Origin of the sequence: Methylomonas sp. 11b (assembly GCF_000515215.1) — a bacterium.
GTDB lineage: Bacteria > Pseudomonadota > Gammaproteobacteria > Methylococcales > Methylomonadaceae > Methylomonas.
This window is the reverse complement of sequence record NZ_KI911557.1, coordinates 4896181-4910064: the sequence shown is the minus strand read 5'-3', so window position 1 is coordinate 4910064 and position 13884 is coordinate 4896181. Positions and strand designations below refer to the sequence as shown.

General features: G+C 51.5%; 13 protein-coding genes. 7 read left to right on the top strand and 6 right to left on the bottom strand.

The genetic code is table 11. The features are described 5' to 3' along the window. Nucleotides 1–26: 26 nt before the first annotated feature. From METH11B_RS0123540 to METH11B_RS0123525, 4 genes are all read left to right on the top strand, one after another. Nucleotides 27–230, top strand: a complete 204-nt coding sequence (locus METH11B_RS0123540) for a hypothetical protein (RefSeq protein WP_197026990.1) — start codon at nt 27–29, stop codon at nt 228–230. Nucleotides 231–340: 110 nt separating this feature from the next. Then, nucleotides 341–1066, top strand: a complete 726-nt coding sequence (locus tag METH11B_RS0123535) for a peptidase (RefSeq protein WP_036276395.1) — start codon at nt 341–343, stop codon at nt 1064–1066. Nucleotides 1067–1075: 9 nt separating this feature from the next. Further along, nucleotides 1076–1837 (top strand): N-formylglutamate amidohydrolase, encoded by a 762-nt coding sequence (locus METH11B_RS0123530; protein WP_026604137.1) that lies wholly within the window; start codon nt 1076–1078, stop codon nt 1835–1837. Beyond that, nucleotides 1834–2643, top strand: coding sequence for a transglutaminase-like domain-containing protein (locus METH11B_RS0123525; protein WP_026604136.1), 810 nt, complete (start codon nt 1834–1836; stop codon nt 2641–2643). Before METH11B_RS0123530 ends, METH11B_RS0123525 begins: the two co-directional genes overlap by 4 nt. Nucleotides 2644–2837: 194 nt before the next feature. Here METH11B_RS0123525 and METH11B_RS0123520 read toward each other — a convergent pair whose 3' ends face one another. Then, nucleotides 2838–3638, bottom strand: coding sequence for a flagellin (locus tag METH11B_RS0123520; RefSeq protein ID WP_026604135.1), 801 nt, complete (start codon nt 3636–3638; stop codon nt 2838–2840). A gap of 328 nt (nt 3639–3966) precedes the next feature. On the opposite strand from METH11B_RS0123520, the gene METH11B_RS0123515 reads away from it, so the two are divergent. Beyond that, entirely contained in the window at nt 3967–4920 is a 954-nt protein-coding gene (locus METH11B_RS0123515) for an IS110 family transposase (RefSeq protein ID WP_026604134.1), read from the top strand. Nucleotides 4921–5014: 94 nt separating this feature from the next. Here METH11B_RS0123515 and METH11B_RS0123510 read toward each other — a convergent pair whose 3' ends face one another. Beyond that, the gene (locus METH11B_RS0123510) at nt 5015–5404 is read right to left on the bottom strand and encodes a hypothetical protein (RefSeq protein ID WP_026604133.1); all 390 of its coding nucleotides are present in this window, start codon (nt 5402–5404) and stop codon (nt 5015–5017) included. A gap of 319 nt (nt 5405–5723) precedes the next feature. Here METH11B_RS0123510 and METH11B_RS0123505 point away from each other — a divergent pair, with 319 nt between their 5' ends. Next, on the top strand, nt 5724–6014 hold the full coding sequence (locus METH11B_RS0123505) for a hypothetical protein (RefSeq protein ID WP_026604132.1): 291 nt from the start codon (nt 5724–5726) through the stop codon (nt 6012–6014). A 159-nt stretch (nt 6015–6173) separates the two neighbouring features. Here METH11B_RS0123505 and METH11B_RS0123500 read toward each other — a convergent pair whose 3' ends face one another. After that, nucleotides 6174–7139: an MlaA family lipoprotein gene (locus METH11B_RS0123500; protein WP_026604131.1), complete on the bottom strand. Its 966-nt coding sequence runs from the start codon at nt 7137–7139 to the stop codon at nt 6174–6176. 235 nt (nt 7140–7374) lie between these two features. Here METH11B_RS0123500 and METH11B_RS0123495 point away from each other — a divergent pair, with 235 nt between their 5' ends. Then, a complete protein-coding gene (locus METH11B_RS0123495; RefSeq protein WP_026604130.1) occupies nt 7375–9156 on the top strand; it encodes a GspE/PulE family protein in 1782 nt (593 codons plus the stop codon). A 130-nt stretch (nt 9157–9286) separates the two neighbouring features. On the opposite strand, the gene METH11B_RS29610 is transcribed toward METH11B_RS0123495, so the two are convergent. From METH11B_RS29610 to METH11B_RS28105, 3 genes are all read right to left on the bottom strand, one after another. After that, nucleotides 9287–9442, bottom strand: coding sequence for a hypothetical protein (locus METH11B_RS29610; protein ID WP_020485561.1), 156 nt, complete (start codon nt 9440–9442; stop codon nt 9287–9289). Between the two features lie 204 nt (nt 9443–9646). Next, nucleotides 9647–10363, bottom strand: a complete 717-nt coding sequence (locus tag METH11B_RS0123485; protein ID WP_026604129.1) for a YebC/PmpR family DNA-binding transcriptional regulator — start codon at nt 10361–10363, stop codon at nt 9647–9649. A 247-nt stretch (nt 10364–10610) separates the two neighbouring features. Further along, nucleotides 10611–13871 carry a bifunctional diguanylate cyclase/phosphodiesterase gene (locus METH11B_RS28105; RefSeq protein WP_026604128.1) on the bottom strand — a complete coding sequence of 1087 codons (3261 nt, stop codon included), beginning with the start codon at nt 13869–13871 and terminating at the stop codon, nt 10611–10613. Nucleotides 13872–13884: the final 13 nt, after the last annotated feature.

Below are 13884 nucleotides of genomic sequence, written 5' to 3'. Positions count from 1 at the left end.
CCTTAATTTTGTGGCTGGCGGCCGGATTGGCGTTTTTCGCCGAGTTTCAGCAACCCGGGGAAGGCATGGCGACCTTGGGTTATGCCATGCTCGGTGTAATAGCAATCAATGGCTGTTTCTCGTTCTTGCGGCGGCATCAAGCCGAACAAGCGATTGCGGCCTTGCAAAAGCTGCTGCCGCTGAGGAATCTCAACCGGCAAGCTAAAACGCTAGACTCCGCGCGATGTTAGGTGCGACAGCGTACAGATAAAGCCGAAGAAGCCGGCTAAGATCCCATCTAAAACGGCAGGCCGACCTGCAAATACTCCTTATCACCGAATCAAAAAAAGAAGACACATTCATGACTTACTGCATAGGCGTCATGCTCGACACCGGGATGGTGTTTGCATCGGACTCGCGCACCAACGCCGGGGTCGACAACATTGCCAGCTTCTGCAAGATGACGGTATTTGAAAAAGCCGGCGACCGCGTTATCGTGCTGCTGAGTTCCGGCAACCTGGCCGGCACACAAGCAGTGATCAGCATTTTGAAACAAAGGAGCGCCAAGCCCGGTTCGCCGAATCTGTGGAATGCGGAATCGATGTTCGATGCCGCGCTGCTGGTTTCGGACGCCATGCGTGAGGTCGATCAGCGCGACAGCCCGCATCTGGCGGCCAGCAAAATCAGCTTCAACGCCTCCTTTATTTTGGGCGGCCAAATCGCCGGCGAAGCGCCGCGTCTGTTTCGGATTTATGCCGAGGGCACTTTTATAGAGGCCAGCATTGAGACGCCGTATTTTCAGACCGGTGAAACCAAATACGGCAAACCTATCATAGATCGGGTAATTACCCGTTCCACCTCGCTGAACAATGCCGCCAAATGCGTGCTGGTCTCGTTCGACTCGACCATGTGCAGCAACTTATCGGTGGGCATGCCTATCGATCTACTCTGCTATCAACGTGACAGTCTGGTTGTCAAGATGCGACGGCGCTTTGGCGAAGGCGATGCGTATTTCGTGGAATTGGGTAAACAGTGGACTGATGGCACGCGGCTGGTATTCGATCAATTGTCCAATCTGGATTGGTGAGGCGCGCGGATGCGCCCCGAACCGACGATTGCCGATGAACCAGGCGAATATGGCCTGGTGATCACTTGCGAACACGGCGGCAACCGAATCCCCGAACCGTATCAAGCATATTTTCAAGGCTATCAGGCTTTGCTGGACTCGCATCGCGGCTTTGATCCCGGCGCTTTACTGATGGCCAAAGCCTTGGCTAAGGCATTTTCCGCGCCGATTGTGACGTCAACCGTCAGCCGTTTGCTGGTGGATCTGAATCGATCCCTAGGCCATCCAAATCTGCACTTTATCAGCATACAAAATGCCCCGGCCAAGGTGCGAGAACAAATCGTACGGCACTATTACCGGCCCTATCGGACGCAGGTGGATCGTCTGATCCGGCAATCGCTTGTCGAGCATAGCCAAGTGATTCACCTTGCCTCTCACAGCTTCACGCCCGAACTGGACGGTAAGCTGCGAAACGCCGATATAGGCTTGCTTTATGATCCGGCGCGAGCTGGCGAGGCTGCCTTCTGCAAGTGCTGGAAAGCAAGCCTAAAAGCGTGTGCGCCCGAACTGCGAGTCCGCCGAAATTATCCCTATGCCGGCAAAGCCGATGGGCAAACTCGCTGGTTTCGTCAACGCCTGGACGCCGATGCCTATCTGGGTATCGAACTGGAAATAAACCAAAAGCATATCTTGGCCGCGGGCCGGCATTGGTCTGACCTGCGCCAGAAGATCGTCGTATCACTTCAACAAACCCTAGCACGTTATTTCGCCCACCCAGGAGTAATCCAATGAAAATCCGCATAGGCTACGAAATTATTTACGACTGCCCGCAGCCGACCCCGATGCTGCTGACCTTAGGCGTGCACTACACTCGCGTCTCCGACGTCATCATTCCGGACTACCTGATGACAGAGCCGAGCATTCCTATCAATGCGTATCGCGACACCTTCGGCAATTGGTGTAGCCGTATCGTCGCGCCTAAGGGCAGACTCAGACTTTTTGCAGACGGTTTAGTCAGGGATAGCGGTGTGCCGGACCGGCTCATTTCTCAGGCAAAGCAAACGCCGGTAGAATATCTGCCCGACGAAACGCTGCTGTTTCTGTTAGGCAGTCGATATTGTGAAACCGATCATATGACTGAGATAGCCTGGCAGCTGTTTGAGAATGCGCCGACCGGCTGGGCACGGGTGCAGGCGATCTGCGACTATGTTAACCGGCATATCGAGTTTGGCTATCAACATGCTCGCCGCACCAAAACCGCCTGGGAAGCTTATCAAGATCGAACCGGCGTGTGCCGGGACTTTGCCCATCTCGCCATCACCTTTTGTCGTTGCATGAACATCCCGGCACGCTATTGCACCGGCTATCTGGGCGACATGGGCATGCCGCCACCCTATGGTCCAATGGATTTTGCCGGCTGGTTTGAGGCGTATCTTGACGGCCAGTGGTATACCTTCGACGCGCGGAACAATATCCCGCGCATTGGCCGGGTGCTGATCGCTCGCGGGCGCGATGCGGCCGACGTACCGATTAGCTGTAGCTTCGGTCCGAATACGCTACTGAGCTTTATGGTCCGGACCGAAGAGGTGACTGAATAGCGGTGGCGCGATTCATCGCAAATCAAAACCTTTTTAACCCGGCCCTTAAATATCGTCTCTCCCGCGAAGGCGGGAGCCCAGCGGCTTAAATAGATCCGCTACGCGTTGTAACGGCTGCCGCCTGCACGGGAATGACGAATAAAGGGAGTGTAAGAGTCAGGTTAATAAACAGTCTGATGAGCATTAGGCTTTATTTAGAGACCCGTTAACAGCGCCGATGCCGCTTTTTGATTGTCTTGATATAGCTTGAGCGCATAGTTTGCCACTTGGTTTTGCACTTTACCCTTGTTCAAGTCGGCAGCCGTTTGCGCATAGTCGGTATCTTGAATACGACTGCGCGTTTCGGCTAGATTCTGATAGCTGCTGTTCAAATTGGCTAGGTTAGAACTCAAGCCCGCAGCAGTGCTGGCCAAGTTACTCTGCTCATTCCCGACATTGTTAATCGCGCTGTCTATCGTATCCAGCGCATTGGCCGCATTCGTAGCGCTGGATACATCCAATCCCGAAACACCCAAGGCGGCGCTGGATACATTCCCCAAGCTTAAGCCTAGCGTATCGCCGGGATTGGGGCCCATTTGCAATTGGCCGGAGAAACTGCCGTCCAATAGTTTTTGATCGTTGAACTGGGTGTTGCCGGCAATCCCATCGATGCTTTTGCCCAATCCGTTGATCTCGTCCTGAATACTTTGCCGATCAGAAGCCGACAAAGAGCTGTTACCGGCTTGCACCGTCAATTCGCGGATGCGTTGCAGATTGTCGGTTACCTGGGTTAACGCGCTACCGGCGGTTTCCGCGAGCGAAAGGCCCTTGCCGATATTGCCGATTGCTTGGTTTTGTCCTCCCAAGCGACTGCTTATCGCATCGGCAATTGCCACCCCAGCCGGGTTTTCGGCCGCCGAATTGATCCGCTTTGCGGAACTAAGGCGCTGGACGCTGGTTTGGATCAGACTTTGGGATTTATCCAGGTTGGTGGTGGTGTTGATTGACGACAACATGATGTCACCTCGCTTACTATTTTTTGACTATTGACTCGGCTCTTAGATACCGTTTGCCTTAATGCCCCTGAAGCTACTGGGCCTGGGCTCACCAGACTGGGCTTCGACGAGCTTGTATGGTAAAGGTTAAGAGAATCGGGGAGACTTTGGTTGTCGGGATGGAGGGACATCGACAAGCATCTGCTAAGACAGACCTCACTGAGAAATCATCCCATCGCGTCTTCCAGAGTCGATGAAGAATCTAGCGGTTAGACCGCCGATTTGTGCACAAGCTTACTCGGCAGACGCACCACCCCGACTCTCTTATTTTTCAACAGGTGGAGGACGTATGGCAAGCGAAATGTTGATCGGTATCGATGTAGCAAAAGATGAACTGGTGATAGATTCAGAGCAGGGTTTGTTGACGCTTGCCAATACGGCAGAGGCCATCGATGCCTGGCTGAAGACGTTACCGACCGGGAGTTATATTGGCCTGGAAGCCACCAGCGATTATCATCAACTCATGGCAGAGCAAGCGGTATTGATGGGCATGGTCGTCTATGTGCTGAACCCACGGGATATGCGCCATTATGCCCTGGGTTTGGGCAGACGGGGCAAGACGGATCGAGTGGACGCCCAAATGATCCGGCGATTTATCACCGCTGAACGGGGTCATTTACGTCCCTATCAACCTGCTTCGGCGATGCAGCACCAAGTGGCTTTACTGCAACGGCGCCGTGCGACGGTCGTCAAGCATCGTCAAGCCCTGCAAAAAGCCTTGCGAAGCGTGAAGGAACTTGAAGCGCCACTCATTGATACCGTGGCCGCCTTGGACGGATTGCTCAAGCATATCGATCAGCAACTGGATGACTTATTAACTTTGCAGCCTGCACTGAAAGCCGAGGCCCGACGTCTTGAGAGCATACCGGGTATTGGCCGGCAAACCTCAACACAGCTGGCTGTCTTGTTTGATCGGGTCCCGTTAAGCCGCAGCGATGCCGTAGTAGCCTTTGTCGGGCTGGATCCCCGAGCCTGTGACTCAGGCCAAAAGCGGGGCCGCCGACGCGTATCCAAACGGGGACCGGGTGAACTGAGACGGCTGTTATACAACTGCGCCCAGGCAGCCGCCAAAACGGCTGTGTGGAAACCCTATTACCAAGAGTTAAGAGCCAGAGAGTTCTCGGCAACTCAGGCGCTAGTGATTATCGCCAGAAAATTATTACGCATCGCATTCTCGCTTTGGCAACAAGCCGATGCCCGATTTGACGCTCAGAAAATTGCTTGCCTCAACAATGCAGCTTGACGAAAACCATAGAATCTCAGCCCGAACGGCATACCGGTCATCAATAGGGCCGGGTTAATAACTCTACTGCTTATCTGCCTAAACGATAATCAGGCTAAGCAACAATGTCTATAGTGCTCCCCACGGCCTTGTTGTCATCGGTCGCGGACGATGTGCTTATACCCGTCACTACTTGCGAATAGGTAGACGGTCTTACCTCAGCGTTCTGAATGGTGTTAGTTAACTGGGTGCCCGCTTCTTGAAAAGCGTTGGACAGATTCAATCTCAAGTGTGCAGCGTCGGAGTTCGACTTAGCCTTACTGGCTTGAGAATCGAGATCCTGAGCTTTGGCTGCGTATTGGTCGGCTTGGGCTTGGACGGCATCCGCCTGTTTTCTCAACGCTTGCGCCATTTGCTCGGCCTGATCCGCATTTCTCTTGGCCGTCAGCGCGCTCAACTGTTGAAAGCCGGATTGATTAACACTGGAAACAGTTAGGGAAGACATAGCGATCTAAACTCCCTTAATACACCGCAGGCCAGCGGCAGGTTTCGGAATGAACATGCGGGTTTCACTCCCATAGAACACCGTATTACTCCAGATTCAAAAGAATGTCAAACACCAATTTGGAGTCTTGAAAGCACTCAGCACAGCAAGGAAACCTCAGTCCGATAACGCCAACGATTGCAGATAATTTTCACCAGCATTCGCTACCCACACCCACTGACAAGCACCTAGAAACTGACTAAAATACAGGCGAGTTTTCTGATGAGCTGCCGGGAAAACCCGGTTGCGACTAGTCCACGATAATACGCCCGCAATCCACATGAATCACGAAGTCATTGCCGCTAGGGTGGAACATATCGCCATGGCGACCGGTATCATCGCCGGTCTATCGGCTGTCGCGGCGACGATAGCCACGCCGACCGGACTAACCGCTTTTGGCGTGTGGTTGGGGCTGGTCGATGAGCCTTTGATAGTAACCGTCGCGCCTATTCTGGATAAATTAGCCACGGTATGCGGCACCATTTCCGGCATGACCTACTTCTATGCCGTCAGGAAAAAGCGGCAAACCGCAAAACAATCTGTATCCGATAATTCTGCACCATCGGATTAAACCGAGGTATAAAAAGTCAAATTCGCGGAAACAACAAACTGCTGATTACACCGGTGCGGCTTTGTTGCATACATCGTTGAGGAAAAAATGCCCTCCCTAACAGGTTAAGAAACAGTCAAAAGGGGTTTACCTGGAGAGGGCCTCAACCAGGGCTTTACCTCATTTTCTACGTCTGTGTTTACTTAGTTGATCCAGCTTGTTTGAGGCTTCCTCAAACGATTGCAGCATATTGTTAAAGGCATCGGTATCAGCAGTAGCGCCGACAGCAGGCTGAGCGGATGGTGACACACTCTGTTCAATCTTGTTGGCGGTGTCTAGCGATGGCTTGAGAGCTTCAGAGCTTTTGGGCTTAGGTTCAGCCGCAACGTCAGCGGTGGGATCAATATCCAGATCATAGTTCGCACTTTCGTTTTTACCGTCATTCACCAAATTACGCCGGTATTGCAGGAAGGATTCCCGGGTGAACACATAGGGATCTAACGCGGCCTCGTTGATAAAGTTCAATGCCCCTTCGGCATTTGCACGATCATTAATCCCCTCGAGAATACCGGTGCCCGGCACGTAGGTACCTGGGTTGGCAGCTCTATCGAGGATGCCCGCGCCGCCATCGCGAATAGTGGTGGGACCAAAAACCGGCAACACCAAATACGCACCCTGCCCGACTCCCCACACAGCCAAAGTTTGCCCAAAATCTTCAACGTTGTTTTTTAAACCGACTTCGCTGGCGACGTCTATTAAGCCACCCACGCCAATGGTGGTATTGGTTAAAAAGCGTCCGGCGTCCGAAGCGCTCTGTTGGAATTTACCCTGAAGGACATCGTTCAACACTACGTTAATACCCTTCAAGTTGGTGAAGAAATTATTAACACCGGTTTCCATGAAATCGGGCGTAATAAATTTATAACCATCGGAAACAGGCTTAAAAAAATATTTGTCCAGTGTCATGTTAAACCCGTACATAGACCGGTTAAATCCCTCGTACGGATCGGCGTGGCCTGCCTCATAAACCGAAAGCTCGTCACGCTTTTCGGTACTCGCGCATCCGGACAGCAGCAGTGCACTGGTCAATAAACACACTTCGATCAAAAGTGCACGGTTCTTGCCTGGATGCAATTGGGTAAACATCGCTTAAAAATCCTGAAAGTATATTGTTTCTGGAAGCTTTAATTATAGGGTTAAGGCTTAAGCTACCCCGGAATTAAAGAATCGATTCGCTATTATAGCCTTTGTCATCGTCTCACTATGCTTTTTTCGCAGTGTTCCATGCTCTGCATAAAAATTCCACCACCAAGCTTCAAATCTACACAGCGTCCGGCATATTTGGCTAGACTAAACCTATATATCATAGCAAACCAAGCGCATGCGGGAAGAACACAAATCCGAAGACAGAAAGCTGGACATCAACCAGATCGTGAAGTGGCTGGAAGAGGACGGCATGTTGTCCACCAAGGATGTCGAAAAATGCCGGCAGTACGCGGTCGCCAAAATCAATGTAAACAAGCATCCGTTAAAGGTGTTGGCCGAGTGCGAACTCGCCGACCAAAGCCAGCTCGGCACCCTGTTGACTCAGGAAGACTTGACCCAATGGCTGGCGAAAAAACTGGCTATGCCTTACTACTATTTCGACCCGCTGAAAATAGACGTACCTACGGTCACTGCCTTGTTCAGTAAAGCTTACGCCGGCAATTACAATATTCTGCCAATCAAGATCGACGCCGATGAAATCGTGGTAGCCACCGCCGAACCCTTCATCCGTGCCTGGCAACTCGACTTGGCGAAGATGCACCACGGCAAAATTCGCTGCGTGTTTGCCAATCCGGACGAAATCAAGCGCTATCTTGACGAGTTTTATAACTTTTCCAAATCGCTGAAAGGCGCGCAAACCCATAACGATGGCCGCGCCGCAGAAGGCCAAAACTTCGAACAATTGGTCGAGCTGAGTAAAAGCGCCGATCTGGACGCGAACAATCAGCATGTGGTCAATCTGGTCAACTGGTTGCTGCAATATGCCTTCGACCAGCGTGCCAGCGATATTCATATCGAGCCACGCCGTCAACAAGGCAATGTGCGGTTCAGGATAGACGGTATTCTGCACAAGGTTTATCAACTCCCGATGCCGATTATGAATGCGGTACTTAGCCGCTTGAAGATACTGGGCAGGATGAATATTGCCGAAAAGCGCCTACCGCAGGACGGCCGGATCAAAACTCAGAATAGCAACGGCAAGGAAATCGAGTTGCGACTCTCGACCATGCCAACGGCCTTTGGCGAAAAATTGGTAATGCGGATTTTCGACCCGGAAGTTCTGCTGCGCGATTACGAGCAGTTGGGCTTCAATAAACAGGAGCTGGCGATTTGGAACCGGATGACCGAACAGACCCACGGCATTATTCTCGTGACCGGCCCGACCGGTTCCGGTAAAACCACCACCTTGTATTCCACGCTAAAGCGCCTGGCCACATCGGAAATCAATCTGTGCACCGTGGAAGACCCGATCGAGCAAATCGAACCGGCTTTCAATCAAATGCAGACTCAGGCCAATATCGGTTTGGACTTCGCCAGCGGTATTCGCACCCTACTGCGGCAAGATCCGGACATTATTATGGTGGGGGAGATTCGCGACCTGGAGACGGCGGAAATGGCGGTGCAAGCCTCGCTGACCGGGCATTTGGTGATTTCCACCCTCCACACCAATAGCGCGCCGGCTGCGGTGACGCGCTTGTTAAATCTTGGCCTGCCGGGCTATCTGATTCAACAAACCATTTTGGGGGTAATGGCGCAACGCTTGATAAGGGTGTTGTGCGGGCAATGCAAAACCGCGACAACCTTAGACCAAGCGCAGTGGCAGGCATTGGTCGCGCCTTTTAAAGTCGCTACACCTAAGCACATTTATAAAGCTGTTGGTTGCAAGAGCTGCCGCAATACCGGCTTTGCCGGCCGTATCGGCATCTACGAAATTTTCGAAAACCATCCGACTCTGCAAAAATTGATCGTGGAAGGCTGCGACACACTTTTGTTGCAACGCCAGGCCATCAGAGAAGGCATGCGCCCTTTAAGGCTAAGTGGCGCAGAAAAAGTTGCCGCCGGCATTACTACCATCGAGGAAGTTTTACGGGTGGCACCGGAGCGGATAGATTTTTAAACCCGTCGATCAAATGCAAAGTTATTGATTGCTCAGATAGGACAAAGCCGAATAAGGTACAGCAGGTTCGGGAAAACACCCGGCCTCAGCCGATGCGTTGTTTCCCTGTAAAACCCTATTGCAAGCTTGCTTAATCGCGGTTTTTCTTCCGATTTACGCTGATATTGCTGGCGACAGTCGTTGAAGCAAATAATGCCGATGAAAGAATAAATTCGCCTGACATAAAACCGATCACGCCGGTGATAAAGGCCAAACCGTTCAAAATATCTTTTTGTAAGTCATTCATTTTTTCTACTCCGTAATAAACACGCTTACACTATAAGATAGATCTAATTTATTAACAATACCATTGAATATGCATTATTTGTTTTACAAAAGGAAACAATAGCCGCATCATCACGCTAAAACATGCAATGGCAACGCGTTTTAATAGCTCAGGAACGCTAAGGTTCCTGAATTTAATATCCCAAGTTACTGAGCGGTTTTGCCCTTAATACTCGGCATCATGAAAAACGTTTTGCACGTCATCCAGATCGTTCAACATATCTAGAAATTTTTCGAACATCGCCACATCATCCCCACCGATAGGGGTAACACTTCTAGGGATAAATTGAATTTCATCCACTTCAAAATCGATCTCGCCCAACAAATCCGTCAAGGCCTGCTTGGCTTTGGCGTAATCGGCGTGGGGTGTAAACACGGTCAATTTACCGTCTTCGTTTTCGATGTCCGACACATCCACGTCAGCGCTCAGCAAAGCTTCCAGCACCGCATCTTCGTCGCCGTGTTTAAACGCCAGGATTGCCGAATGATCGAACATATGGCTGACCGCACCCTGCGTACCTATCTTGCATTTGGTTTTGGTAAAACACAGACGTACGTCACCGAAGGTGCGATTGGGATTGTCGGTCAAGCAATCGACTATCACCATGCAACCGCCAGGCCCAAAGCCTTCGTAACGGGCAGGCGCGAAATCCTCCCCACCGCCACCCTTGGCCTTATCGATAGCTTTTTCGATGACGTGGGTAGGCACCTGGTCTTTTTTGGCTCTATCGATCAACCCCCGCAAGGTCAAATTGCCCGATGGATCGATACCGCCGGACTTGGCGGCCATATAGATTTCCCGGCCATATTTGCTGTAAACCTTGGCCTTGGCATCAGCCGTTTTGGCCATGGACACTTTACGGTTTTGATACGCTCTACCCATTCGACTTTTGCTCCCCGGATCGCTTGGCAAAAAAACCGCGATTCTACAGCTAAGTAATTGTCGTGGGAATTTTTTGACCGGTATATACCAGGTCAGATGCCGCCCATGATGATTGGACTCACCTCAGAATAAAACAAGTGCAGCCCGCTTTAGGAAGCTCGAATCAGACCCTTCGGCGAACATATGGGGCCGGTAGTCGGTAATTCCGTTCGGCGAGTTTGTAGCGCAGTGAGCGGAATCAGCTCGTTCAATGCTCCCTTAAGGCTAATAAGCGTTCAAAACCATCTAACGGCAAAGGTTTACTGTAGAGATAGCCTTGAAATGTATGGCAGCCATGGTTTTCCAGAAACCGACGTTGTTCTTCGGTTTCCACCCCTTCGGCTATGACGTCCAGACCCAGATTATTCGCCATGGCGATAATCGTTTGCACAATCACCGTATCGTCCGGATCGACAGAAATATCCCGCACAAAGCTTTGATCAATCTTCAATTGATCGATAGGCAGTTTTCTGAGATTGGATAGCGAGGAATTCCCGGTACCGAAATCGTCCATTGAAAAACCTACGCCAATTTCCCGTAGCGCATGCATTTTGCGGATGGTCTCATCAATGTCGTCCAGCACCAGACTTTCAGTTAACTCCAACTTCAACCGATTGGGATTGATATCGCTCTCTCGAATGATTTGCCGCACCACGTCGACGAAATCAGTTTGCCTAAACTGCCGGGCACTGACATTCGCAGCCAGTTGCAAATGCTGGGTATGCGCGCGGCTTTCCCAACTCTTAAGCTGCCGGCAAACGGTTTCCAGTACCCAACGCCCTATCGGCACTATCAAACCGATATCCTCGGCCAAGGGTATAAACTCCGCCGGTGAAACCAAGCCGCGTTCGGGGTGTTGAAAACGGATTAAGACTTCAGCACCGATAATATCCAAACCCTGTGAGACTTGCGGCTGATAATACAGTTGGAATTGCTTATTCGCTAAAGCGCAATGTAAATCCGCCTCCAGTTTGACCCGCGCATTGATACTGGCCTGCATTGCCGGGTCGAAGAAACGTATGGTATTCCGCCCGGCTTTTTTTGCCTGGTACATGGCAATATCGGCTTGTTTCAGTAAACTTTCCATGTCCGATTCGTGGTCGTTGAATAACACCGCGCCGATACTGGGTGAATTGCGATATTCGTGGTCGGCAAGCCGGTAGGTTTGCGTCAAGGCACTGAGGATTTTATTGGCTATAATTTCGGTCTGTGCACCGGCGTCAAGCACTTCGTCGCTCAGATCGGTCAACATCACGACAAACTCGTCCCCACCCAATCGAGACACAGTATCGCCTTCGCGTACGCAAGCCACCAAACGTTGCGCCACCAATTGCAACAACAAATCTCCCATGTCATGCCCAAGGGTGTCATTCAGAGTTTTGAAATTATCCAGATCGATAAACAGTATGGCGCCCTCCCGTCCGCTACGTGCACTGGCAATCAGGGCTCGTTTCAAGCGATCTTGCAGTAGGCGGCGATTGGGCAAACCGGTCAGCGGATCGTAAAACGCCAAGCGCTCGATTTCCTCGGCAGCCGCTTTAATGGAGGTAATATCAACAAACGTGGCCACATAATTTTTGACACAACCCTCCTGATCCTTCACCGTGCTGATGGCCAAATGAATGGGAAACACCTTACCGTCCTTGCGTTTACTACAAATCTCGCCTTCCCAGACCCCTGAATTATCGACCCTTTCCCACATTTCCGCGTAATAGCCTACGCCCTGCAAATCCAATTCCAGTACCCGCGGATTCTTGCCTACTACTTCCTCGCTGAGGTAACCGGTAATGCGGGTAAACGCCTGGTTTACCCGTAATATCAAGCGATTCTCATCCAAGACTACGATGCCTTCCTGCGACTCAAAAGCGGTAGCGGCAATCCGCAGCTCCGCGTCCAATAACTGTTGTTTCCTCAGCGCCTGCTCCAACCGACTTTTTTGCGCCAAGCCCTCGGGCAAGGTCATCGCCAACATCCGGGCAATGTCGATTTGTACATGCGACCAAGGTTCGCTGCGACCGCGCCACAATTCCGTCCACATTTCGAATGACTGGCGCGGGGTAAGTTGGTAGTTCCCGTTCTGATCCATCACCAAGCCTTTCTCAGCCTTGCCCGCCCAATTGACAGTGCGCGGCTTTTCCTGCCTGAACCACACGATGACATTGCGCATATCGGCGGGCAGCGGAGTGGTTAATATCCCCGAGGCGATATCCTGGTATTTTTCGGCAGGGACAAAATCATTGGCAAGATGATCAGAACTAAATATCTGGCCACTGGCTTGTTTGCCCAGCCAGAGCAATAACGCCCTTAGGTCCCCAGGCTTCAGCATCTCCCCGTAAACATGCCGCTTACCTTCCACCACAGCTAGTATGCCGTTAGCATCCAGCAACGACATCAATTGCGGTAGTAATCTTTTGAGGACCATTTGCTCGTGATCGGTAAAAATATAATTCAGCAACTCACCGATCACATGATTGGCGCTGGCAACGCAGTTGTACTGCTCTAGTGCCTCAATCGACGACAATTTCGACGACACCATCCGGCTTATAAACGTCACGGCTTCACGTTGGGCAATCGACACGCGTTTTACCGTGAAGTGATGACAAGCTATCAACCCCCACAATCGGCCGTTTTGCAGCAAGGAAATCACCATCGAACCCTGCACACCGATATTGCGCAAATACTGGATATGTATCGGCGACAGACAGCGCAACGCCGAGTAACTCATATCCAAGGGCCTTTCGGTAACGGGATTGACGCCAGGTAAAATCGGCACAGGCTCGGCATCAATATCGGCAACCAAGCGCACCAGATTACACGTATAAAGCCGCCGTGCTTGGGCCGGAATATCGCTGGCCGGAAAGTGCAACCCCAGATAGGACGGTGCATGATCCACGCTATTTTGGCTGATCACTTGACCGTTCCAATGGGAGTCAAACCGATAGATCATCACGCTATCGTAGCCGCTCATCCGCCGCACCAACAGCGCGACATCATCGAAATAGCGTGAGAAATCGCTATTCGCGTCGTATCGCAGCAATGATTCCTGCATCTGCATCAGCAATTCGGACAGTCTGCCTTCTTGGTCGGCATCGAGATCAGGCACGAGTTCCAGCACATATAGCCCGTCACTGACATAAGCGTGGGCCTGTAGATCAAGAGAGCCGTGGCGTTGAGGAATGCTGAGTTTCCCGGCGGCAGTATTCTTACTCTGCGCCGATTGAAACATTTGCTCGATTTGCCCGGCAACTTTTTCGCCGACCAGTTCTTGAAGCGGTTTGCCGCAGACATCGCCGGTCAATTCGCTGAAAAATTCGCTAAAGTTGGCGCTGGCCTGTAATACCGGGTAAGGGTGATCCGCACTCAGCACCAGTAAGACACCATGCGGCTGAATCTGCCCGATCTGGTGAATGGGCTCTGCCGCGCACTTTTCCAGGGCCTGTTGCAACACCTGCTGATCAATATCACCCATTAGACAAGGCGCA